This window comes from Polaribacter reichenbachii (assembly GCF_001975665.1).
Taxonomy (GTDB): domain Bacteria; phylum Bacteroidota; class Bacteroidia; order Flavobacteriales; family Flavobacteriaceae; genus Polaribacter; species Polaribacter reichenbachii.
In genome coordinates, this window is record NZ_CP019419.1 from 2,908,902 (window position 1) to 2,933,369 (window position 24,468).

The 24,468-nt window shown below is 28.3% G+C and carries 22 protein-coding genes; 14 read left to right on the top strand and 8 right to left on the bottom strand.

Annotated elements, in window-relative coordinates; all coding sequences use genetic code 11:
• The first annotated feature begins 85 nt into the window (after positions 1 to 85).
• The 4 genes from msrA to BW723_RS12365 all read left to right on the top strand — a co-directional run bounded on the left by msrA (position 86) and on the right by BW723_RS12365 (position 2,403).
• Positions 86 to 739 (top strand): peptide-methionine (S)-S-oxide reductase MsrA, encoded by a 654-nt coding sequence (gene msrA / locus BW723_RS12350; RefSeq protein WP_068360632.1) that lies wholly within the window; start codon positions 86 to 88, stop codon positions 737 to 739.
• 268 nt (positions 740 to 1,007) lie between these two features.
• Positions 1,008 to 1,508, top strand: coding sequence for a hypothetical protein (locus BW723_RS12355; RefSeq protein WP_068360629.1), 501 nt, complete (start codon positions 1,008 to 1,010; stop codon positions 1,506 to 1,508).
• Positions 1,495 to 1,911, top strand: coding sequence for a helix-turn-helix domain-containing protein (locus BW723_RS12360; protein WP_068360626.1), 417 nt, complete (start codon positions 1,495 to 1,497; stop codon positions 1,909 to 1,911). The genes BW723_RS12355 and BW723_RS12360 overlap by 14 nt, the downstream gene beginning before the upstream one ends.
• Positions 1,912 to 1,914: 3 nt before the next feature.
• Complete coding sequence (locus BW723_RS12365) at positions 1,915 to 2,403, top strand: hypothetical protein (protein WP_068360623.1); 489 nt, start codon at positions 1,915 to 1,917, stop codon at positions 2,401 to 2,403.
• A 187-nt stretch (positions 2,404 to 2,590) separates the two neighbouring features.
• Here BW723_RS12365 and BW723_RS12370 read toward each other — a convergent pair whose 3' ends face one another.
• On the bottom strand, positions 2,591 to 4,822 hold the full coding sequence (locus BW723_RS12370; protein ID WP_068360621.1) for a TonB-dependent receptor family protein: 2,232 nt from the start codon (positions 4,820 to 4,822) through the stop codon (positions 2,591 to 2,593).
• Between the two features lie 240 nt (positions 4,823 to 5,062).
• Between BW723_RS12370 and guaB the strand changes: the two genes are divergently transcribed.
• Complete coding sequence (gene guaB, locus BW723_RS12375) at positions 5,063 to 6,538, top strand: IMP dehydrogenase (RefSeq protein ID WP_068360618.1); 1,476 nt, start codon at positions 5,063 to 5,065, stop codon at positions 6,536 to 6,538.
• 30 nt (positions 6,539 to 6,568) lie between these two features.
• Positions 6,569 to 7,450, top strand: a complete 882-nt coding sequence (locus BW723_RS12380) for a hypothetical protein (protein WP_068360615.1) — start codon at positions 6,569 to 6,571, stop codon at positions 7,448 to 7,450.
• A gap of 6 nt (positions 7,451 to 7,456) precedes the next feature.
• Here the strand turns inward: BW723_RS12380 and BW723_RS12385 are convergent, their stop codons facing one another.
• From BW723_RS12385 to uvrB, 4 genes are all read right to left on the bottom strand, one after another.
• A complete protein-coding gene (locus tag BW723_RS12385; protein ID WP_068360612.1) occupies positions 7,457 to 8,539 on the bottom strand; it encodes a hypothetical protein in 1,083 nt (360 codons plus the stop codon).
• Positions 8,540 to 8,580: 41 nt separating this feature from the next.
• Positions 8,581 to 9,015 carry an RbsD/FucU domain-containing protein gene (locus BW723_RS12390; RefSeq protein ID WP_068360608.1) on the bottom strand — a complete coding sequence of 145 codons (435 nt, stop codon included), beginning with the start codon at positions 9,013 to 9,015 and terminating at the stop codon, positions 8,581 to 8,583.
• Positions 9,016 to 9,025: 10 nt separating this feature from the next.
• A complete protein-coding gene (locus BW723_RS12395) occupies positions 9,026 to 10,198 on the bottom strand; it encodes a porin family protein (protein ID WP_083139748.1) in 1,173 nt (390 codons plus the stop codon).
• Positions 10,199 to 10,265: 67 nt separating this feature from the next.
• Positions 10,266 to 12,254, bottom strand: a complete 1,989-nt coding sequence (uvrB, locus tag BW723_RS12400) for an excinuclease ABC subunit UvrB (RefSeq protein WP_068360605.1) — start codon at positions 12,252 to 12,254, stop codon at positions 10,266 to 10,268.
• Positions 12,255 to 12,457: 203 nt separating this feature from the next.
• Here uvrB and BW723_RS12405 point away from each other — a divergent pair, with 203 nt between their 5' ends.
• Complete coding sequence (locus tag BW723_RS12405) at positions 12,458 to 13,060, top strand: alpha-ketoglutarate-dependent dioxygenase AlkB family protein (protein WP_068360602.1); 603 nt, start codon at positions 12,458 to 12,460, stop codon at positions 13,058 to 13,060.
• Between the two features lies 1 nt (position 13,061).
• On the opposite strand, the gene BW723_RS12410 is transcribed toward BW723_RS12405, so the two are convergent.
• The 3 genes from BW723_RS12410 to BW723_RS12420 form a co-directional block, all read right to left on the bottom strand.
• On the bottom strand, positions 13,062 to 13,766 hold the full coding sequence (locus tag BW723_RS12410) for a LytR/AlgR family response regulator transcription factor (RefSeq protein WP_068360599.1): 705 nt from the start codon (positions 13,764 to 13,766) through the stop codon (positions 13,062 to 13,064).
• Positions 13,767 to 14,531 (bottom strand): sensor histidine kinase, encoded by a 765-nt coding sequence (locus BW723_RS12415; protein ID WP_162274037.1) that lies wholly within the window; start codon positions 14,529 to 14,531, stop codon positions 13,767 to 13,769. It abuts the gene before it with no gap.
• A 423-nt stretch (positions 14,532 to 14,954) separates the two neighbouring features.
• The gene (locus BW723_RS12420; RefSeq protein WP_068360685.1) at positions 14,955 to 15,965 is read right to left on the bottom strand and encodes a Kelch repeat-containing protein; all 1,011 of its coding nucleotides are present in this window, start codon (positions 15,963 to 15,965) and stop codon (positions 14,955 to 14,957) included.
• Between the two features lie 247 nt (positions 15,966 to 16,212).
• On the opposite strand from BW723_RS12420, the gene BW723_RS12425 reads away from it, so the two are divergent.
• The 7 genes from BW723_RS12425 (at position 16,213) to BW723_RS12455 (ending at position 24,111) form a co-directional block, all read left to right on the top strand.
• A complete protein-coding gene (locus BW723_RS12425) occupies positions 16,213 to 17,532 on the top strand; it encodes a DUF4270 family protein (protein WP_162274038.1) in 1,320 nt (439 codons plus the stop codon).
• Between the two features lies 1 nt (position 17,533).
• Positions 17,534 to 18,778: a PorV/PorQ family protein gene (locus BW723_RS12430; RefSeq protein ID WP_068360593.1), complete on the top strand. Its 1,245-nt coding sequence runs from the start codon at positions 17,534 to 17,536 to the stop codon at positions 18,776 to 18,778.
• Between the two features lie 71 nt (positions 18,779 to 18,849).
• Complete coding sequence (gene rluF / locus BW723_RS12435; RefSeq protein ID WP_068360590.1) at positions 18,850 to 19,743, top strand: 23S rRNA pseudouridine(2604) synthase RluF; 894 nt, start codon at positions 18,850 to 18,852, stop codon at positions 19,741 to 19,743.
• 82 nt (positions 19,744 to 19,825) lie between these two features.
• A complete protein-coding gene (gene tgt / locus BW723_RS12440; RefSeq protein ID WP_068360586.1) occupies positions 19,826 to 20,956 on the top strand; it encodes a tRNA guanosine(34) transglycosylase Tgt in 1,131 nt (376 codons plus the stop codon).
• Positions 20,957 to 21,091: 135 nt separating this feature from the next.
• On the top strand, positions 21,092 to 22,183 hold the full coding sequence (locus BW723_RS12445) for an LptF/LptG family permease (protein ID WP_076686395.1): 1,092 nt from the start codon (positions 21,092 to 21,094) through the stop codon (positions 22,181 to 22,183).
• Positions 22,170 to 23,084 (top strand): DMT family transporter, encoded by a 915-nt coding sequence (locus tag BW723_RS12450; protein ID WP_068360583.1) that lies wholly within the window; start codon positions 22,170 to 22,172, stop codon positions 23,082 to 23,084. The genes BW723_RS12445 and BW723_RS12450 overlap by 14 nt, the downstream gene beginning before the upstream one ends.
• A 73-nt stretch (positions 23,085 to 23,157) precedes the next feature.
• Positions 23,158 to 24,111 carry an acetyl-CoA carboxylase carboxyltransferase subunit alpha gene (locus BW723_RS12455; RefSeq protein WP_068360580.1) on the top strand — a complete coding sequence of 318 codons (954 nt, stop codon included), beginning with the start codon at positions 23,158 to 23,160 and terminating at the stop codon, positions 24,109 to 24,111.
• The last annotated feature ends 357 nt before the right edge of the window (positions 24,112 to 24,468 follow it).

Here is a 24,468-nt window from a genome sequence, read left to right on the forward strand (position 1 = left end):
AAATTTTATTTATAAAGAAATAATCTTTTTAAAAAGTTTACTTTAGATAATAAATCTTGTAAAAACAGTAATTTAAATTAACTATATGAAGCTACTAAAACCTATTTTATCAATTGCCTTTTCTTTTTTATTAATTTCTTGTTTTAGCTTTTCGAAAAAAGAAGAAAATGAAACATTAATAAAAACATACAAACCCAATAAAAATACTAAAGTTGCTTATTTCGCAAGCGGATGTTTTTGGTGTGTAGAAGCCATTTTTGAAAGTGTAGCAGGAGTAGAAGAAGCAGTTTCTGGTTATGCAGGTGGAGAAACTAAAAACCCAACTTATCAATCTATTGGAACAGGAAAAACTGGGCACGCAGAAACTGTAGCAGTATATTACAACCCTAAAGAAGTAAGTTTTGAAACTTTAGTAACCGTTTTTTTTGGATCACATAATCCTACTACTAAAAACGGACAGCATCCAGATTATGGAACTCAATATAGATCCATTGCTTTTTATCAAACGGAAAAAGAAAAGAAAATTATAGAAGATAAAATTGCTAAATTAAATAAAGAAGTTTACGATGGTAAAATAGTAACAGAAGTAACCCAACATAGTAAATTTTACGAGGCTGAAGAATATCATCAAGACTTTGAAAAAAGAAACCCAAATCAAGGTTATGTAAAAGCGGTTTCGATTCCTAGATTAAATAAGTTTAAAAAGAAATTTCCAGAGTTATTAAAAGAAAAAAACTAAATTTTATTAGGATTTGATCTTGGAATACGTGTATGGTTAGTAGCGTGTTTCAGCAACTAATTTAGTAAAAATGAAACAAATCAGAGGAAATTCCTTAGGAATTTCCAATTAGGCTAGAATTCAGCAATAGATTATACACGTTGTTGGCAAACGTTTATTTGTTGAAAAGATGTTAAGAATTCTTTAAATAATTCACTTATAAGTTAATTTATTTTAATAATCTTTGCAAATCTAAAATGAATAGTTTAATATTGTACTTAACTTAAAAGTGAATTCCAGTCGAGAGATAATTGTCGAAATTTTTGAAGAACATACTGAAGTCAATTTCTATTCAATCAGATATGCTGATAAGGAATTTTCTGAAGCAGAGTGTTTTTTCAATGAAGTTTTAGATAATGATGGTCTGGAAGAAGACATTGAAATTTTATCAAAACTAATAGATAGAATAGGTGAAAATGGTGCAGAACCAAGACATTTTAGGAACGCAGGGACAAGACGAGACAAGGTCGCAGCTTTACCTGAATATCTTTCAAGTACTAGCTTGAGGTTATATGCTATAAGACTAAATGAAAAAATAGTGATTCTAGGAAATGGAGGAATTAAAAACACAAAAACTTACAATGAAGACCCCTTTTTAAATCAATGTGTTGAAACATTAAAGAAAATTGATCGTTTTATTGATAGTCGCATACAAACTGGCAAGACTATTGTATTTAGAAAAGAATTAATGGGTGATTTAAAATTTTACATTAAAAATGAAAAAAAATAAGATATTAGACAAAATACGAAAGTATCGCTCTAAATACGTTGATATTTTTGTTGATTATACATTTGATTTATCTAATAGAATTCAGTTCCTACTTGAACAAAAATCTATGGATCAAAAGGATTTAGCAAAGGCTTTAGGCAAAAATGAGTCAGAAGTAAGTAAATGGCTGTCTGGTTCACATAATTTTACTTTAAAGACTGTTGCTAGAATTGAAGATATTTTGGGTGACAAATTAATTGAAATTGTAAATGAAAAACCTCTTCAAAAAGAGGAAAAAGTTTGCGTTTATTTTATTAATTCTGACCAATTATATACTCCTAGAAATTATAATCCATTAAAAGAGAGAGTTCCATTAAAAAAATATTCACAAAATTACAGAAATACAGTATTGGCTGATTGTTAAGTTATGAATAAAAAAAATGAGGGTTTTGGCGTGAAAATTCAAGAAATCAAAGAGATTTCTTTTTCTAGTAAAGTCACAGATGATTTAATAGAAAACTTTGATGATGAAAATGTTGAAATCAAATTAGGGTTTTCTGTTAGAGGTGATTTTGAGAAGAATATACTTTTTATTGGTGTAATTGTACACTTTTATTCTAATCAAAGCACCAAGCATAAGGAATTTTTAAAATTAGAAACCAGCACATCATTTAGTGCCCTAAATTTTACTGATGATGATATTAAGTTTATTGACGGAAATAAAGAAATATTCATTAATGATGAACTAATGTATGTGTTCTTGAGTACAGCAATTGGTGCTACTCGAGGAATGTTAGCATATAAAATTGCAAGTCTTCCAATAAATATTTGCTTGCCTATAATAGATATGGATCAACTAATTCCTAAAAATAAAAAGAAACCTAGTAAACAGACTCAGAAAAAAGCAAAAAAGTAACTGCTTTAGTCAAATGTTTGCCAACGTAAACACAAATAAGCAACGTTTCTATGTTTTATATTTGTAGTTAGTTAAGTTCTATATTTTAAATTAGAAAATAAATAGGAAAAAACCTCTTTTTGAAATACAGAAAAACTCGAACAAAATAAATTGCTCGAGTTTTTCTATTTAATAAATATTAATAGTCTTAGAATTTAAATTCTAAGCCACCATATATACCAAAAGGATGTCCAGGTCTTAAACCTGCAGGTACTTTAGAAACTGCATAAGTTTCATCTAATATATTTATAATATTTGCTGTTATACTTAATGAGTTTGTTAAAAAATATTTAGCAGAAGCATCAACAATAAAATTGCTATCTACCTTTTCATTGTCTGGGATATCTCCAGAACCAGCAAGTGTTCTAAACGCTCCACTATAACGTGCATTTAAATTAATTTCAAAATCAGAATGTTCCACAGAAAAACCAATATTAAATTGATTTTTAGGGATATAAGGTATTTCATCACCAACTGTAACACTTCCCCATAAATCATTTGAACTTCCAAAATTAGATTTAAATTCTGTATTTGTATAGGTATATCCAAAAGAGATAGGTAAAGCTATTTTAGCATCTTTTTTTGCGAAATTATAGTTTAATAATAACTCAAATCCATTAACATTTACTTCACCAGCATTAAACTGATCTAAAGAACCAGTTCCTCCAGAAGCAGCTAAATCGCTTCCTAAAAGGTTAGAATAATCGTTAAAAAAACCAACAAGCTCTCCATTTATACCTGCAATTGTAAAACGAGTACCTAATTCGTAATTAATACTTTCTTCAGGTTCTTGACCATCTTGATTTCCTGGAGGTGAAAAACCTTTGTGTATACCTCCAAAAATTGAAAAGTCGTTGTTAAATTTGTAATTTGTACCAATTCCTGGTATAAAAATAGCAACATTATTTTCTCTTTCAGAAAGATTTACTCCAGTTCTATTAACATCATCAGAGCCAAAATCTTCTCTCTCTAAGCTAATGTTTTCATAGCGAATACCAGGAGTAAATGTCCAATTTTTAAATTTTATTTTATAGGTTACATAAGAAGCGAAAGCAATGGCGCTAGAAATTCTATTGGCATCTGTACCTGCAACACCAGCTGTAGTTAAAGCTAAACTACCAGTATTTGAAATGCTGTATTTATCTACCCATTGAAAACGATCTTCTTCATCATAATGATAACGTAAACCTATTTCTAAATCGTGAAAAGTATCACCTTTGTACCAATGGTAATCTAATTTGGTTTGTATACCTTGTGAAGTGTATTCTCTATTGTTTGCTTTAATACCTAAGGCATCTGATTCAGAATTTATTGAGCCATTTATTATTGCAAAATGATCTGTTAAAATGTTTGGATTATTTATTACATTAGAAATAGACTGCTTATCACCATTAAAAGTAACATCATTTAATTTATACCAATTTCTAGCAAAGTTGTTTTGATATGCAGTTGTTGTTACTCTTAAATTTTTAGAAAAATCAATTTTATAGGTTAATGCATATTGTGTATGATCTGTTGTCATTTTATCTTCATTAGAAGAAGCGTACCTAGCAAATGGATTATTGTTAAAATCAGTTTCAGTAAGTCCTAAATAGGTTTCGTTACTAACTTCATCCGAATATTGAAATTTAAATTCTAGTGATTGTTTAACAATTGCATTCGTAAAAAGATTTGCTTTTATTTTAGCAACAACATCATTTTTATTAAACCCAGTATTTTTACCACTTGGTAAAGTTTTAAAACCATCAGAACCATAGTTTAAATATTCTAAAACATAACCAATAGTTTTATTGCCTCCACCAATTTTTGCATGTAATTGATTAGAATTGTAACTACCATAACTTGCTCTCACTTTACCATTAAATTCAGTAGGAATTTGAGCAGAAACCATATTAATAGCTCCACCAGTTGTAAAAGGGCCATATTGTATTTGACTGCTACCTTTTAGAACTTCTATAGCTTCCATTCTGGCAATGGTAGAAAAATAATATGCAGAAGAAGCACTGTAAGGAGCAGGAGCAATTAAAACACCATCTTCCATTAAAGTTATTTTAGAACTTCTTTCTGGAGATGTACCTCTTAAACTTATGTTTGGGCGCAAACCAAAACCATCTTCTTCATAAATACTAACTCCGGGTACACTTCTTAACGCTTTATTAATATCTGTAAAACTAAACTTTTGTAATTCTTTAGCTGATAAATAATAAGCAGAACCAGTTCTATTTTTAGCCACAAATTTATTACCAAAAATAGCTTTAGATGATACTATTATTTGATCTAATTTTTGCACGGAATCTAAAGAAGAATTTTCTTTCTTTTTTTCTTGAGCATTAATTATCATTGCAATTAGAGCTATACCAACAGAAATAACTTTCCTCATTTTATTTAGATTAATTTAAAATAGTTTTTTTTGATTTCGGCAAATATACAATCTCATCTCAATTTCACAAGTTTAATTTAGAATAAATAGACATTAATTAAAGTATTATTTTTTGATATTGATATTATTCTCTCTTTTTAATAAGTAACTAAATTGTTAAGTTTTTAAAGGTTTAGGATTAAATTAGTTTACCATAAATATAAATCGTAAATTTGCACGCAATTATATCTTAATTGCAAAATGATAGCACACGAAAACAAAATTTTAGGAGAAGGGTTAACTTACGACGACGTTCTTTTAGTTCCAGCTTTTTCTCAAGTTCTTCCAAGAGAAGTTAGTATTCAAACAAAATTTACGAGAAACATTACTATTAATGTACCAATAGTTTCAGCAGCTATGGATACTGTTACAGAATCTTCTTTAGCAATTGCTATGGCAAGAGAAGGTGGTATTGGTGTTTTACATAAAAATATGACTATTGAGCAACAAGCTCAAGAAGTTAGAAAAGTAAAAAGAGCAGAAAGTGGTATGATTTTAGATCCTGTTACTTTGCCTTTAACTGCTGTTGTTGCAGACGCTAAAAATAATATGCGTGAGCATAGTATTGGAGGTATACCTGTAGTTGATAAAGATGGTAAGTTAGAAGGAATTGTAACCAACAGAGATTTACGTTTTGAGCATAATAATAGCAGACCTATTGTTGAAGTAATGACAAGTGAAAACTTAATTACTGCAGATGTTGGTACTTCTTTAAAAGACGCTGAAGCTATTCTTCAAAAAAATAAAATAGAAAAACTTTTAATTGTAGATAAAGATTACAAATTAAAAGGATTAATTACATTTAGAGATATTACTAAAGTTACTCAAAAACCAATTGCAAACAAAGATACTTATGGTAGATTAAGAGTTGCTGCAGCTTTGGGGGTAACACAAGATGCTGTTGATAGAGCAGAAGCTTTGGTAAATGCTGGCGTAGATGCTGTGATTATTGATACTGCTCACGGACATACAGAAGGTGTTGTAAAAGTATTAAGAAATTTAAAAGAAAAGTTTCCGAATTTAGATGTTGTTGTAGGTAATATTGCTACTCCAGAAGCAGCTCAATATTTAGTTGCTGCTGGCGCAGATGCTGTAAAAGTTGGTATTGGACCAGGTTCTATTTGTACTACAAGAGTTGTTGCTGGTGTTGGTTTTCCTCAGTTTTCTGCAGTGTTAGAAGTTGCAAATGCTATAAAAGGTAGTGGAGTTCCTGTAATTGCTGATGGTGGAATTCGTTATACTGGTGATATTCCTAAAGCAATTGCTGCAGGAGCAGACACAGTTATGTTAGGTTCTTTATTAGCAGGTACTAAAGAATCTCCTGGAGAAACAATTATTTACGAAGGTAGAAAGTTTAAATCTTATAGAGGAATGGGTTCTGTAGAAGCTATGAAACAAGGCTCTAAAGACAGATACTTTCAAGATGTAGAAGATGATATTAAAAAATTAGTTCCTGAAGGAATTGTAGGTCGTGTACCTTATAAAGGTGAATTGTTTGAAAGTATTCATCAATTTGTTGGTGGTTTGCGTGCAGGAATGGGTTATTGTGGAGCTAAAGATGTAGAAACATTAAAAGAAACTGGTCAGTTTGTTAGAATTACTGCAAGCGGAATTAACGAAAGTCATCCTCATGACGTAGCTATCACAAAAGAATCACCAAATTATAGTAGAAGATAGCTTTAAAAAATTGCTTTGAAAACTGAAAGTATGGAAGAACAGAATTTTGTAAATTTTAAAAAAGTTAGAGGTTTAGGAGATATGCTTTCTGATACTTTTAAGTTTTTAAGTGTAGAATGGAAACCTTTTTTCGGTACAATCTTAAAAATAGCGATTGTTCCTGTTTTAATTGCGGTTTGTTTTGCTTTGTATTTTGTAATGAGTTTTATGCCTATGTATGCAGATTTGTTGCAATTTAGCCAATATGAGAATGACATTAATTTTAACTTTTCACAATTATTAATACCTTTTATAGGTTTTATCTTTGCTTACTTAGTTGCTTATGCATTAGTAACAGTTGCTTCATTATCCTATATAAAATCTTATGTAGAAAATAAAGGAACAGTAAATTATAAAGAAGTACAAAAGCTATCTAAAGAGAATTTTTGGTCTTATGTTGGTTTATTTTTTCTAGTTGGTATTATAGTTGGTTTTGGACTGTTATTTTGCTTTGTGCCAGGTATTTATTTAGGTGTTGTTTTATCTTTATCGATTTGTTTACTAATTTTTCAAAACAAAGGTGTTTTCGATGCAATAAATGATTCTTTTGGATTTATAAAAGAACACTGGTGGGAAACTTTTGGAATTTTAATTGTTGTACAAATACTAATTGGTGTTGTTGGGTATGTAGTTAATTTACCAGCTACTATGTATATGGGGACTGATATGGCTTTAATGATTCAAAATCAAGAAACTGCTGATTTGATTAGTATATTTTCAGACCCAGTGTATTTAGGTTTTCTTGGCTTTGCATATTTAGCAAAATTTGTACTTTATATACTATCAATAATAGTTACAGTATTTATTTATTTTGATATTAAAGAACAGAGAAATCCATCTTCAGATATGATAAATGAGATTGGAGTAAGGTAGTTTAAACTAAATTTTTTCTAATATTTTATTTAAATTAAAATTATAACCTTCTCTTTCTAGGTAATAATTTCCATTAGGTTTGATAATTACAAAAGCATTAGAACGAATTTTTTTGTATAATGTTTTAGTTAAATAAGAATCATTATCATTAAAGTAATTTATACCAATATTAAGATTACTTGTTCTAATAGTTATAAAAAGTTGTTGAATATTATCTTTTTTATCAATCTTTTTTAAATACTTTTTGTATCTTTTTTTAAAATGAGTTAAATGTTCATTATTAGGACAATCGCAACTTAAATTAATAAAATTTAGTATTATAGTTTTGTCCTTATCAATAGGATTATTCGTAATATTTTCAATACGATTTTTTATTTTATCAAACTCATTGACATTGAATCTACCAGTCTTAATTTTCTTAAAAGCCATTTTAAAAATGAGGCTATCATTAGTTTCATTAAATAAAATATTTGAATTATCTTCTGCTAACTTTTTATAATCCTGAAAACTAATTTCTTTTAAATCATCATTATAAAATTTTTCTCTTTTTATTACAAAAGGTTTAAAAATGTATTTTTTACTGATTTCAATACTTTTAATCAATTGATTATTATAATTATAAGTGTTTTTTGATGTTAATGTAAAGTTGTTTTCATCAATATACTTCCCACTATAAATAATAGATTTGATTTCATTTTTTTTAATAGTAGGTTTCGTAAAAGGAAATATTTTAAATGTTATAATACTATCCTTAATTGTGTAATTACTTTTTGATTTTAAATTTGAATTGAAAGTTAGATAAGTTTCTAAAAAATCTATTGAGGCTTCATAATTATTCTTTTTTGAATGAAATAATCCATAAAAATAATCGCTTACACTTATCTCTTTATTTTCTTTAAAAAGAATTGCTTCAACACCAAAAACATAACCTTTACTTTGCAAGTTTTTATTCCAGTTTGTACTTATAAAATCTGAAGTTGCTGTTTTAGTCTTGGTATAATAATAGCCATTCTTTTTAAATGAATATTTTTGTGAAAATAGACTAAAAGAAATTAAGAAAATTAGGTTTAAAGTCAATAAAAATTTCATAGCTTTTTTATGATTTTAAATTTTACATATAAATATAAGAATTAAAAATTACTTTCTTCTGCCATTTTTACAACACCAACTGTAAGTATTAGATTCGCAAATCTTCTTTGCTCTCCTGTTTGAATAATTAATGTTGTTAACGGATCTCTTATTTTATCATAAAAAGCCCAACGTTCCATTTCATCCCAAGAAACATCACCTAATAATTCTTTGTAAGAATTATGTATTTCTGCATTTGCTTCTGCTGGTTTTTGCATAACAATTGCGCCTTGTATTGGGCAAACTTCTAAAATACCTTCTAGAACAGTTAAAGCATCTAATAAACCTGGTTTAAAATTTAAGTGAACAGTTGTAGAATTAGGTCCATTCATAGCACCAACAGGTAAATTACCATCTGCTATTACTACTTGTGCAAAGTGTCCTGAACGTGCAAGAACTTCCATTATTGTTGGGTGTATTACTGATGTTTTAAGCATAGTTTAGTTTTTAAAATATAGTATATCCAAATATAATAGACATCGTTTTATATTCAGAATAATTATTTAAATAATTATTGAAGAGGTCTCTATTGGTATGATATCTAAATTCTATAGAATATTTTTCTTGACTTTTAAAACCAACACCAAAACCAAAATTAGAACTAGATTGTATTTCTTGACTCAGTAATTCTCCATTACTAAAATCAATAATTATAGATCCATTAATATACAATTTAGAGCTATTATTAAGAAAGAAATAATGTCTTACTCCAATTGGTAATTCTATTGAACTATAATCTACAGAGGTAGAATTTTTTTGGTCAACATCTGCCTTATAAGATTGGTAAGTTGGCTCTATTATAAATCCCCATTTATTTTTATTAAATGGCATAATAAACTCTAATTCAACTCCTAATCTAAGACCTAATTGATTTCCAAAATCAGGAAAATATGGGCTATCAGCATCAAAAGTGTTATTGCCAGTTTTTAAAGAAGAATTGTTAAGCCCAGCTCTAAGTGTAAGATTAAATAAATCTTGGTCTTTATTCTTTTTAAAAGAAATATATTCAGATTGCATACAGTTGTAATATCTTTCAAAAAAATGAATAAGATCTTGCTCTTTGTAATCTAAATTTTTAAATGTTTTGAATGATATGTTTTCACATTTTAAACTTACCCATAATTGTTGTTTAAATTTATCATTTATAGCAATTTTACCTTCTGTAGTTTTATATTTTTTAAATATTAATTGCTCAATTTCAGAATTATTTTTGTTGAAAAAGAATCTTACTAAATTTCCATTTTTATAAGAATACAAATTGGTATCACCTTCTATTAATACCTTCAAAAAGATTTCTTCTTGTTCGAATTTAGGTTCTTTAAATTCATTTAATTCTTTTAAAATTTTACTAGATTTATCAATATTAACAATGGCTTTAATATATTTTGACGAACCATAAACACCAAAGCCCTTAACTTCTTTAAGCGTTAATTTTTTTTGTTCAGCATCAATTGTCTTCTTGTAAATAAGAAAATTAGGATTTTGTAACCATTCATTATTCTTAATAAGGCCTTCAATTTTTTGCCCGTTATTTGTAATAAAATAGCCTTTTTCAAATTTAATTTGTGCTAAAGAATTTAATCCTAAGAATAGGATGATCATAGTGGTTTTTAATTTCATAGTTTGTTAAAGATTTGGTTTAATAGTTATGTTTTGTGTTTTAAACTTTTGCTAAGGTTAAATTAGTTTAAATTTTCTCTTTTAAAACAGCAATTTCATCTCGTAATTTTGCAGCTACAATAAAATCTAAATTTTTAGCTGCAGCTTCCATTGCTTTGCGTTTTTCTCTAATGCGTTTTTCTATTTCTTCTTTTGGTAAATATTGTAAATCTTGTTCTGCAGCAACTTGTTTGGCATTGTCATAATGATAACTAGAAATGGCAGATTTAGATAATGTATTGTCAATTTTTTTATTGATTTGAGTAGGAGTAATGTTATTTGCAGTATTATAAGCAATCTGTTTTTCACGTCTACGTTCAGTTTCATCTATGGTTTTTTGCATACTATTGGTTATTTTATCAGCATACATAATTGCCAAACCATTTACGTTTCTTGCAGCTCTACCAATAGTTTGTGTTAAAGAACGATGACTTCTTAAAAAACCTTCTTTATCCGCATCTAAAATGGCAACTAAAGAAACTTCTGGTAAATCTAAACCTTCTCTTAATAGGTTCACTCCAATTAAAACATCAAACAAACCTTTACGCAAATCTTGCATAATTTCTACTCGTTCTAAAGTATCTACATCAGAATGAATGTATCTACAACGTATATCAACTCTTGTTAAATATTTGGTCAATTCCTCAGCCATTCTTTTGGTTAAAGTAGTTACTAAAGTACGTTCGTCTTTTTCTACTCTAACTTGTATTTCTTCTATTAAATCATCAATTTGATTAATACTTGGTCTAATTTCTATAATAGGATCTAATAAACCTGTTGGCCTAATTACTTGCTCTACAAAAACACCTTCTGTTTTTTCTAATTCATAATCTGCAGGAGTTGCAGAAACAAAAATGGTTTGATTTTGTAAAGCTTCAAATTCGTCAAATTTTAAGGGACGATTATCCATTGCTGCTGGCAATCGAAAACCATATTCCACTAAATTTTCTTTTCTACTTCTATCTCCACCATACATTGCGTGCGTTTGTGGTACAGTAACGTGACTTTCATCAATCACCATTAAATAATCATCAGGAAAATAATCTAACAAACAGAAAGGTCTTGTACCTGGTTCACGACCATCTAAATATCTTGAATAGTTTTCAATACCAGAACAATACCCCAATTCACGAATCATTTCTAAATCGAATTCAGTGCGTTCTTTTAAACGTTTTGCTTCTAAATGTTTTCCTATTTCTTTAAAATAATCTACTTGTTTCATCATATCATCTTGAATTTGATGAATGGCATTTTGTAAAACATCTGGAGAGGTTACAAATAAGTTTGCAGGATAAATATTGAGTTCATCAAAATTTTCTAAAACGGTTTGGCTTTCTAAATCAAAAGATTCAATTTCTTCAATTTCATCACCAAAAAAATGAACACGATAACCATTATCACCGTAAGAAGGATAAATAGTTACAACATCACCTTTCACCTTAAATGTTCCGCTTTTTATTTCTATTTCTGTTCTAGAATATAAACTTTGTACTAGTTGATGCAAAAATTTTGTTCTAGAAATTTGCTGATCTCTGTGAATAGGAATTACGTTTTTCTTGAATTCTACAGGATTTCCAATACCATATAAACAAGAAACTGAAGCCACAACTAAAACATCTCGTCTGCCAGAAAGTAGGGAAGAGGTTGTACTTAAACGCAATCTTTCTATATCATCATTTATAGATAAATCTTTTTCTATGTATGTTCCAGTAACAGGAATATATGCTTCTGGTTGATAATAATCGTAGTAAGAAACAAAATATTCTACAGCATTTTCTGGAAAAAACTGTTTAAACTCTGAATATAGTTGAGCTGCTAAAGTTTTGTTATGCGCCAAAACCAACGTTGGTTTTTTTACTTCTTTTACCACATTTGCCACAGAAAAAGTTTTACCTGAGCCAGTAACACCTAATAATGTTTGATATTTTTCTCCTGCTAAAATTCCTGCAGAAAGTTCTTTTATAGCATCAGGTTGATCTCCTGTTGGCGAAAATTCGGATACAAGTTTAAATTCCATCTTGTAAAAATACGCAACCTATTCAAAAATTCTATCAATTCGTATGGATTTTACAACTAAAAATGAGTGAAATTTCTATAAAACACATTAACATTATGTAGTAAGTTAAGTAATTTGATAATTACAAATAGTTCTCGATAAAATTTCTCTTAAAATCGAAATCACTCGAACTGACATTTCTTAATTTTTATTATTTTTATACTATGGATTTATTTTCTTCGGATAAAATTACTAACATTTTACCTTTTGATGGCGTTACAAATTATCACGGAATTGTGTTAAATAAACAACAGTGTGATTTTTATTATCAGCAATTATTCAATAAAATAAATTGGAAGAATGATGAAGCTATAATTTTTGGTAAAAAGATCATCACCAAAAGAAAAGTGGCTTGGTATGGAGCATCAGAATATTCTTATACGTATTCTAAAGTTACAAAAAGAGCAAACCTTTGGATACCTGAATTGTTAGAACTTAAAGCAATTGTAGAACAAGAATCTAATGAAACTTATAATTCTTGTTTGTTAAACTTATATCATTCAGGAGAAGAAGGAATGGCTTATCATTCTGATGGAGAAAAAATGATGAAAAAAAATGGAGCAATTGCCTCTTTATCTTTAGGTGCTGAACGAAAATTTTCTTTTAAACATAAAGAGAACAAACAAAGAATTGATATTGTTTTAGAAAGAGGAAGTTTATTAGTGATGAAAAAAGGAACTCAAACCCATTGGCTACACAGATTACCACCTACTAAAAAAGTACATTCGCCAAGAATTAATTTAACGTTTAGAACTATTGAATTGTAGGTTAGTTATCTATCTTTTTAATAAAATCTTCTCTATAATTTAAACCAATTGGTATCCATTTATCATCTATAATAATTCGATTTCTTTGTACAGAATAAATGTGTTTTAAACCCACTATATAAGATTTATGCACTCTTAAAAAGTTTGTTTTTCCTAATCTTTCTTCAAAACTTTTTAGGCTACTTAAGGTTAAAATTGGTTTTTCTTTATTGGTGTAAATTTTAATATAATCTTTTAAAGATTCTATATATTTTATTTCTGATAAATTAATTTTTATGTTCTCGTATTCTGATTTTACAAAAATAAAATCACAAGTTTCTTTTTGCACTTCTACAGCAGCAGGTTTGCTTTTTGATAATAATAAATTATTGGCTCTTGTAGCTGCTTTTAAAAATCGATGAAAAGGAATTGGCTTAACCAAATAATCAATAGCATTTAAGTTAAAACCCTCTACAGCATAATGAGAATAAGCTGTTGTAAAAATAAACATAGGTTTAGGTTCTAATGATTTTATAAAATCAATACCAGAAAAATCGGGCATTTCTATGTCTGTAAAAATAAGATCTACTTGTTCTGTTTGTAAAGCAGACATTGCTTCAATTCCGCTAGAACAAGAAGCCACTAATTCTAAAAAATCGATTTTAGAAATAAAATCTTCTAATAACTCTAATGCCAAAGGCTCATCATCTATAATAATACATTTCATCTATTTTTTTAGCTTAATGGTTAAATTGATTTCAAATGATTTTTTTTCACTTTTTATCTCTAACAGGTGTTGTTTTGGGTATAGTAAATTCAATCGATTTTTAATGTTTTCTAAACCAATTCCAGAATTTTTATCACTAACTTTTGTAATGTGGCAAGCGTTAAAAACATAAAGATTTAGCTCATCATTTTCAACATTTATTTTGATTCTAATATTGGTATCACCTTTATAATTTGTGCCATATTTAAATGCATTTTCTATAAAAGAAATTAGCAATAATGGCTCAATTTTGTAATTTAAATCTCCATGAACATTAACACGAACTCCACTAGAATCTTTTAATCTTAACAGATGTAGTGAAATGTAATTCTTAATGTATTCTACTTCTTTTGTTAATGAAATATATTCTTGATTGGTTTCATAAATCATATATCTCATTAATTCTGAAAGTGTTACAATAGCAACGGTGGTGTCTTCGGATTTTTTATTAGCCAAAGAATAAATACTATTTAAAGTATTGAATAAAAAATGCGGGTTTAATTGTGCTTTTAAAAAAGATAATTCAGAAGTTACTTTTTGCGATGCTACTAAGGCTCTCTCTTTTTCTGCTTTGTACCACTCAGAAACTAGTTTTATAGAAGTACTTAAAACAAAAAATAAGATAATCATTATTGGTGGTCTAAATCCGAATCTTGGACTGTCCATTTTAGGAGATCGAAGTCGATTTTCAAAATCATTTTTTTCTGGAATATAATCTTTAAACAAAAAAAATATTGGTTCTAAAACATAAATAAAAAATAAGATAAACATTACAAAAACAAGTAAGTACAATCCTATTTTTTTATTTAGTAATAGTTTAGGTACTAAAAAAGAGTAATTCACATAAAAAACTATAATCAATGATAAATTTAAAATGTAAAAATTTATGGGTATTGAATTAAATCTATAAAAAAATTGTATGGCAATAATTAATATAAAAAACAGCCATAACAAGACATGTATAATTACGGTTGTAAAAGATTTTTTGAAAATAAAGTTCAAGTTGATAATTGTTAGTTGCGCAAAATTATGTAGGAATAGTCTTAAAAAACTCACAATAGATTGTTGTTTTTTTCATAAAAAAATGCATAAAAATTAATGTAACTTAATTTTTATGCATTTTAAAATTATAAAATATGTTGTGTAAGATTAGTCATCTTCATCTTCTAATTCATAAGGTTTAAATTCCCAAACATCATCAAAATAATAACTACCACTTCTACCCATTAAAACATATGCAGAAGAGCCAAAAGAAAATGCAGAGGCGTCTTGTCTTGCTGTACCTTCAAAATCAGGAATTTCATCCCAAGTATCTGTAGAAGGATCGTAAGAATAAGTGGTAGAAGTTACAGAGCCATAAACACCAGTACTAACATAACCTAACCCATCTAAAGAAAAAGCAACAGCAGAACTTACTAAAATTTCGTAATCATCATCATCATCATCGTCGTCATCTAAATCAGTTAAACGTGTCCAAGTTGTACCATCAAACTTATAAAAATCTTCTTCGTAAGTTCCATTATGAATACCTAAACCTAAATAAGCAACTTCATTAATCATAAAAACAGAGGCATTCTGGCGTTTTTCACCACCAAAACCAACAGATTGTTCCCACGTGTCTGTAGCTACATCATATTTCCAAAAATCCTTTTGCTCACTACCATCATAACCAGTACCAATGTAACCAGAATTACCAATGGCAAAACCAATAGCACCATATCTTGCAGAACCACCAAAATCTGCTTTTTGTTCCCAAGTATCTGTGGTAGAATCGTAAGCCCAAAAATCTTTTAACTCATCATTACCATCGTAACCTGTACCAATATATCCTTTTGTTCCAATAGAAAAACCTACAGCACCACTTCTTGCAGTTCCAGGAAAAGAAGCTCTTTGTATCCAATAATCTCCTTCAGAATCGTACTCCCAAGTATCAGATAAATAATCGTCACCATCATAACCTGTTACTAAATATCCTTTATTACCAATTGTAAAGCTAACAGAATTTGCTCTAGAATTTCCATCAAAAGTAGAACTCTCTACCCAGTTTCCATATTCATCATCATCATCATCATCACTACATCCAATAAAAAATGTAGAGCTAATTAGAATTGCCATAAAATATATGACACTTCTTTTTTGTGTAAAAATTGTTTTTTTCATTCGTGTTATTTTAATCATTTCAGTATTTATTGGCAAAACTAAATGCAAATAAATAGGCATAACTATGAAATAGACAAACACGGGTATTTTATAGATGAACATGTAAAACAAGTGTTAATTTTCTTAAAAGCTGTTAAATATAGGGTTAAGAGGTGTTTTTTTATAGAAAATCTATAAAATCGGGCAGTTTATATATTTTATGATTTTTTGTGATAATGCCTCTAATACTTTTGCTCTAAAAAGTAAAATGAGGTATTTAATTATAGGCTTTTTAAGTATTGTTTATTTCTCGTCTTGTACAACAGATGGAGCAACTTATGAAGTAGGAAGTGATTTTATTGAGAATGGTATACAGATTAGAGTTATAGATACTTTTACTGTTAATACAGGAACTTTTAAACTAGATTCTTTAGTAACATCTGGCACAAGTAGAATTTTATTGGGTAGTATTAAAGATGATGATTTTGGTAACACAACTGCTAAATCTTATCTAGAATTAGTTGCATCTACTTACTCAATAAGTAACGATGCTATTTACGATTCTATAGGTATGATTTTAAATTATGATACTTATTATTATGGCGATACTACTAAAGTACAAACCTATAAACTGCATAGAATTACAGAAACTTTTGAGCCAGAAGATAGTGACGATTTTTACAACGAATCTTTTTTAGATTATGATTCAGCATCTTTAGGTGAAACTACTTTTACTCCAAAACCAAATAAAGAAACAGATTCTCTTTTTATTAAGATGGATGATGTTTTAGGTGAAGAAATTTTTAATAAAATTGTAGATAATGATATTAATAATTCAGATGATTTTCTGCAATATTTTAAAGGATTAGCAATTGTACCAGACACTAGTTTAAATAGTCATATTCTTGGTTTTAGTGCTTATCCATCTACTTCATCCGAAGAAAATTCTAGTATGCGACTTTATTATACCATTAAGGATGATGATAGCGAAGACAATAGTTACTATGTAGATTTTTTAATATCTAGTGCAACACAACAGTTTAATCAAATAGAATCTGATTTTTCTACTTCTGTGCTCGGTAATTTTACAGATGGCGAAGATATAAAAGATAGTAAAGACACTAATAATGCTACTTATATTCAGTCTGGTGTTGGTATTGCATCAAGAATAGAAATTCCATCTATAAAAAAACTTTTAGAATTTTCTAATGAAGCAACTTCGTTAGGCGCAACTTTAACTTTTTCGCCATTAGTAGGTAGTTATAATAGTGATTATCCTTTACCAGAATCTTTATTGGTTTATGTGGTAGATCATAAAAATAGAATATTAAAACAACTTACAGATATTAATGAGAGTGCTGTTTATGCTTATTTAAATGATAATGAAGATGAATTTAGCCAAAACACTTTTTATTCTGTTGATTTAAGCGGATTTGTAGAAGAAATTTTACTAACCGAAAGCGATTTAAATTATGCATTAATGATTATGTACGAAACCTACAATCAAAATGTAAGTCATATGATTATTGAAGATAATCCTGCAACAGATAACCCAGTAAAATTAACCGTAAAATATTTAAACTATTAAGATGCAAAAAAATATATTATTAATTGTACTTATCGTTGCTACACAATCAATATTTACACAAAACAACGCAAATACACCTTATTCTTTATTTGGTTTAGGTGTAGAAAATAAAACAGCAACTGGTGGTTTAACAGGTTTAGGAAATACTGGTATTGCACAATCTACTCCTTATGAAATAAACATTTTTAATCCTGCTAGTTTGGGTAATTTATTATCAAAATCATTTTTATATGAATTTGGTTTAAATGGTACATATTCAACTTTAAAAACCGATAACATTAGCGAAACCAGCAATAATGGTAATATTTCTCACATTGCCATTGCTTTTCCTCTTCGTAAAAATTTAGGAATGAGTATTGGTCTTTTACCATACACAAAAACTGGCTATAATATAGATATAGAAAGCCCTGTAGAAGGTACTTTAGATACTTTTACCACAAGAATAACTGGATCTGGAGGTTTGAATAAATTTTTTATTGCAGCAGGTTTTCAGCCTTTAAAAAACTTATCAATTGGAATTGATTTTTCTTTTCTTTTTGGTTCTATAGAGCAAGAAAGTCAAGTGTATTCAGATTCTTTTGTTTCTATTTTAGATCAAAATTATTACAATGGTGTAAAGTTAAAAACAGGCTTTCAGTACAAATTACCAAAAATAAAAAATATAGAAACCACAATTGGTGGTACTTTTGAGTTGCCAACTTCATTAACAGGTAAACAAACTAGAACTTCTTATAAAACTACGACTACAGGTTCTGAATTAACAATAGAAGATGAGGTAGAAAATGATTTAGATAATTACGAATTGCCAACAAGTTTTGGTTTGGGTATTACATCAAAATTTAATAATACCATTACAACTAGTTTAGATTTTAGAAAACTAATGTGGAATGATACTAACCAAGAATTAAATAACGAACGTTACACAGACGAATCTATTTATGCTTTTGGTGTTGAATTTTTACCAAATAAAACTAAGTACAGTTATTGGTCTAACGTAAAATATAGATTTGGTTTAAATTATAATACAGGGTTTTTAAAGATATCAAATCAGCAAATAGATAGTTATTTTGTTTCTGTTGGTTTAGGTTTACCAATGAAAAAGAACAGTCAGAATAACTTTAATATTGCTTATTCTTATGGTAAAGAAGGTACTTTAAATAATGGTTTAATTCAAGAGAATTTCCATAAAATTACATTGAATTTAAATTTTGTTGGAAATTGGTTTAGCCAAAGAAGAATAGATTAAATCCGTAAGAAAATAATCTTTAAAGCCATAAATTATAATCTTATTTTTACTTTTGTTGAAAATATTTTTCTTTGGATCATAATAATCAACAATCAACAAATCTTAATAAATTCATTAGCTCTACAGGAATTTGTTCACGTAGAGAAGCCGAAAAGCTAATCACAGAAGGTAGAGTTACTATAAATGGTAAACCTACACAATTAGGAAATCGTGTTTTTAAAAATGATGTAGTTAAGGTTGATGGCAGATTACTAAAACCAAAACCAAAAACACTTTATATTGCTTTAAATAAGCCTGTAGGTATTGTTTCTACTACAGATTCTAGAGAAAGAGATAATATTGTAAAACATATTAATCATCCAGAAAGGTTGTTTCCAATTGGTCGTTTAGACAAACCCTCTGAAGGATTAATTTTTTTAACCAATGATGGAGACATTGTAAATAAAATTTTAAGAGCAGGTAACAATCACGAAAAAGAATATATTGTTTCTGTTGATAAAAGAATTGACGATGATTTTATTAGAAAAATGAGTAATGGAATCCCGATTTTAGGTACAATTACAAAAAAGTGTAAAGTAGAAAAGGTATCAGAAAAGGTTTTTAAAATTATTCTAGTTCAAGGTTTAAACAGACAGATTAGAAGAATGTGCGAGTATTTAGATTATGAAGTTACCAAACTAAAACGCACAAGAATTATGAATGTTGAACTGCGTAATTTAAAACAAGGAGATTGGCGTGAACTTACTGAAGATGAGCTAAAAGAAATAAATACAATGATTGCTTCATCATCTAAAACAGAAGAAGCTTCAGTAGTAAAAGAAAAACCAAAAACAGCAAAACCTAAAAGAAAATCGACACCAACCAAAAACGATTTTAATAAGAAAAGTGCTTCCTTTAGAAAATCATCACCTAAAAACAAGAAAAGAAATGCTGGTTCTTCATCAAAAAAGAAAAGACGATTTTAAATAGTTGTCTATTAAAGCAAAGACAAAAGGTTTAAGAATCTTTTAATTTTTCAATTCTTAAATAGTATTATCTTTGCGCCCAATGAAATTCGATTTAAAACTTACTGACCCCAAAAGCAAAGCTAGAGCAGGTTCAATTACAACAGATCATGGAGTTATAGAAACTCCTATTTTTATGCCTGTAGGTACTGTAGGTACCGTAAAAGGCGTACATCAAACAGAACTTAAAACAGAGGTTAATCCAGATATTATTTTGGGTAACACCTATCATTTATATTTAAGACCAGGTTTAGAGATTTTAGAAAAAGCAGGTGGTTTGCACAAGTTTATGAATTGGGATAGAAATATTCTTACAGATTCTGGTGGTTACCAAGTTTATTCTTTATCAGGAAGAAGAAAAATTAACGAACAAGGTGTAAAATTTAAAAGTCATATAGACGGTTCTATGCACTTTTTTACACCCGAAAACGTTATGGAAACTCAACGCACAATCGGGGCTGATATTATTATGGCATTTGATGAATGTACACCTTATCCTTGCGATTATAATTATGCAAAACGTTCTATGCACATGACACATAGATGGTTGGATAGATGTATAAATCACTTAGAAAAATTACCTTTTAAATACGGTTTTGAGCAAACTTTTATGCCAATTGTTCAAGGTAGTACATACAAAGATTTAAGAAGACAATCTGCAGAATATATTGCAAATTCTAATCAGGCAGCAAATGCAATTGGCGGACTTTCTGTAGGTGAACCTGCAGAAGAAATGTATGCTATGACAGAGGTGGTAACAGAGATTTTACCAGAAGATAAACCTCGTTATTTAATGGGTGTGGGTACACCAATTAATATTTTAGAAAACATTGCATTAGGTATAGATATGTTCGATTGTGTTATGCCAACAAGAAATGCAAGAAACGGAATGTTGTTTACAGCTCATGGAACAATTAACATCAAAAATAAAAAGTGGGAAGATGATTTTTCTCCAATAGATGAAATGGGTATAACGGGTGTAGATACCTATTATACAAAAGCCTATTTACGTCATTTATTTGCGGCTAAAGAAATGTTGGGTAAACAAATTGCTTCAATTCATAATTTAGGATTTTACGTGTGGTTAACACGCGAGGCTAGAAAACACATTTTAGCTGGTGATTTTAGAGAGTGGAAAGATATGATGGTAAAACAAATGGATAAAAGATTATAGTTGAGGTAAAAGTTATAAGTTGTAATTAAAGTTTTATAAAAATAATTGAAATAGAATAAATTAAAAGACATCAATTGGAATAAAATATTTTCTTTTAAGAATATTTTAGTTGGGCTTTTATAGGATGCACACATTATGAAAATAATTGATTGGTACATATTAAAACGATTTTTGGTAACATTTTTGTTTACCCTTTTGGTTTTAATTCCTATTGCAATTGCTATTGATATTGCAGAAAAAATTGATAACTTTTTAGAACATGCAGATTTAAGTTTTTATCAAATTGTAGATGAATATTACAAGAATTTTATCATCTATTATACCAATACTTTTATGCCTTTGGCATTATTTATAGCTGTAATTTTATTTACATCTAAACTTTCTAATAACACCGAAATTATTGCCATAAATAATGCAAAAGTTTCATTTACACGTTTTTTGTATCCTTATTTTATTGGGGCAACATTAATTACAATTTTATCTTTGGTAATGAACCATTTTGTGGTTCCTCAAAGTAGTTCTACCAGGAAAAAGTTCGAGAAAGAGTATATTAATGGTAATAGACAAAAACACGAATTTAAATACATTAACGATTTTAGTTTACAGCTAACAGATAGTACTTATATTTTTATTAGAAATTATAATACCGAAAATAATAGAGGTTACGATTTTTCTTCTGAGTTGTATGATGGTATTGAGCTAAAAACAAAATTGGTTGCAGATAACATAAAATATAATAAAAAAGATTCTACTTTTAGATTACAAAATTGGCGTTTAAGAAAAATTTACGATCAAAGAGATAGTATTTTTTTAGGCGATAAAATTGATACTGTTTTTAATTTTACACCTAGAGATTTAATTTATAAATCGGCATTATCACAAGAAATGCCTTCTGATGAATTGTATAAATTTATTAAAGTTTCAGAAAAAAGAGGTGTTAAAAATCTAAATGCTTATTTAGTAGAGTTTTATAAAAGAACGAGTTTACCTATTGCATCTTATATTTTAACAATTATTGCAGTGGCTCTGGCTTTTAGAAAAAGAAGAGGAGGAACCGGAGTTAACTTAGCCATAGGTTTTGGTATGATGTTTTTCTATGTTTTTCTATTAAAAGTATCCGAAGTTTTAGGAGGAGTTGCTGGTGTAAATCCGCTTTTATATGTTTGGATGCCTAATTTCTTTTTCGGTTGTATTGCCATTTATTTGTATTTAAATGCAAGAAAGTAGATTAAAAAATTATTTACTATTACACCTTGTTGTTTTTATTTGGGGTTTTACAGCTATTCTTGGAGCTTTAATTACGATTGATGCAATTCCGTTAGTTTTTTTTAGAATGACGCTGGCAGTAGTTTTTATTGCACTTTATTTTATTTTTAAAAAGAAGTCTTTTAAAGTTGATAAAAAAGGACTAACTAAATTTTTGTTTACTGGTATTATAATTGCCACACATTGGATTTTCTTCTTTAAAGCCATTAAAGTTTCTAACGTATCTGTTGCGCTGGTAACAATGAGTACAGCTGCTTTTTTTACATCATTAATAGAACCAATTTTTTTTAAACGAAAAATTAAAGCCTTAGAAATTCTTTTAGGTTTACTAGTAATTTTGGGTCTTTACATTATTTTTAACTTTGAAAGTGAATACAAATTAGGAATTATTTATGCATTAATTTCCTCTTTTTTAGGGTCTTTATTTTCTGTTTTAAATGGTTTATTTATCAAAAAATATGATGCCAATAGAATATCTTTTTACCAACTTTTATTTGGTACTTTATTTGTAACAATATATCTACTTGTTAACAATCAGTTTTCTATATCTTTTTTTGATTTAAAACAATCAGATTGGATATATCTTTTTATTCTAAGTAGTGTTTGTACAGCATATGCATTTATAATTTCTGTTCAAGTAATGAAATATCTATCACCATATACAGTAATTATTACCAACAATTTAGAGCCAATTTATGCTATTATTTTAGCATTGTTTATTTTTGGTGATAAAGAAAAAATGAATTCTGAATTTTATTTGGGTGCCACCATTGTTTTAGGTGTTGTTTTGTTAAACGGTATTCTAAAGAATAAATCAGCAATTAAACAGAAAGCTAAATTAAGGTTAAAGCCAAAAAAGTAAAATGAATTTGCTATAAAAGCAATTTTTATAGTATGTTTGTTAATCGAAATAACTTAATCAAAGTAACTACAAAATGGAATATTTAGATTTTGAAATGCCAATAAAAGAGCTTGAAGATCAACTTCAAAAATGTCAGATTATTGGTGAAGAAAGTGATGTAGATGTTACAGCTACTTGTAAAAAAATAGAAAAAAAATTAGCAACTGCTAAAAAAGATATTTACAAAAATTTAACGCCTTGGCAAAGAGTTCAATTATCTAGACATCCAAGCAGACCTTATACTTTAGATTATATCGAAGCTATTTGTGGAGATACTTTTATGGAGTTACATGGAGATAGAAATGTAAAAGATGATAAAGCTATGATTGGTGGTTTAGGTAAAATTGGCGACCAATCGTTTATGTTTATTGGTCAACAAAAAGGGTATAATACCAAAACACGCCAGTATCGAAATTTTGGTATGGCAAACCCAGAAGGTTATAGAAAAGCTTTGCGTTTAATGAAAATGGCAGAGAAATTTGGTATCCCTGTGGTTACTTTGTTAGATACACCTGGAGCTTACCCTGGTTTAGAAGCAGAAGAACGTGGACAAGGAGAAGCTATTGCTAGAAATATTCTAGAAATGACACGTTTAAAAACACCAATTATAACCATTGTTATTGGTGAAGGAGCTTCTGGTGGAGCAGTTGGTATTGGAGTAGGAGATAGAGTTTATATGATGGAAAATACTTGGTATACCGTAATTTCTCCTGAATCTTGTTCTTCTATTTTATGGCGTAGTTGGGAGTTTAAAGAGCAAGCAGCCGCCGCTTTAAAATTAACGGGTACAGATATGAAAAAGTTAAAGTTAATTGATGGTATCATTAAAGAACCAGTTGGTGGTGCACATGCAGATAGAGCTGGAGCTTTTGCAATGGTAAAAGAGCAAATAATTACCGCTTTTGATGAATTAAAAGATTTATCTGATACTGATTTGGTAATGCAAAGAATGGATAAATATGCTGATATGGGTGTATATAAAGAGTAAAGTATTCTATAAATAAATAGAAAAAAAGCGAAATTCTTAATTGAATTTCGCTTTTTTTATGGGTTTAGTTTTTTCTAAATCTTTACTAATATTATATTCGACTATAGTTAAATGTTTTTAAACTATGATGCTCTTTTTAATTCACAATAAATTAAGAAATTTGGAATAGCATTAAGCTATAAACCATATAAAATCCTTAAATTATGTTTAAAAACACTTTACAACAGATTTTCCTTTTATCAATTACAGCTATATTACTTTATAAAACTGGGCAATATATGATTCATTTAAATGATATTAATTCATTTTTAGACTTTGGTGTAATTGCTGTATTCTTTTTCTCTTTTATCTTATTTA